We start from the raw sequence: 424 nt of genomic DNA on the forward strand, positions 1-424 counted from the left end.
CAGCATTCGGCTAAATATACCATCTGGAAAAATGCGCATGCGCGTTTCCCAAACCTAGTATTTCAAATCGAAGATACATAACCTTTAGATAAAAAATAATATTATTAATTTATTCATGCGTAAACGCGCAAAAATTTTTTCATTATTTTCCTTGATATCCGAGAATCTTAGATAATACTGTATATATATACAGCAATGTAAGGTAAGGAGTTATCATGAGTCTAAAAAGCCCATTTCTGAAAGGTCTTCAGGAAGAAATGCGTATGCGTGGTTACAGCATTAGAACAGAAAAAACCTACCTATATTGGATTAAGGCATTCATTAACTTTCACCACAAGCGTCACCCTGAGACAATGGGAACGGAAGAGGTTACACAATTTTTGACCTTCCTTGCCAACCAACGAAATGTGGCAATCAACACACA

The 424-nt window shown here is 35.8% G+C and carries 1 protein-coding gene; it reads left to right on the top strand.

Annotated features, from left to right (window positions below; genetic code table 11):
* Positions 1–215: 215 nt before the first annotated feature.
* Positions 216–424, top strand: a 209-nt coding sequence (locus CWC11_RS20425) for a site-specific integrase (protein WP_171038471.1), incomplete at its 3' end; no start/stop codon positions are given.

The sequence above is a fragment of the Pseudoalteromonas sp. S3178 genome (assembly GCF_005886985.1).
Lineage (GTDB): Bacteria > Pseudomonadota > Gammaproteobacteria > Enterobacterales > Alteromonadaceae > Pseudoalteromonas > Pseudoalteromonas carrageenovora.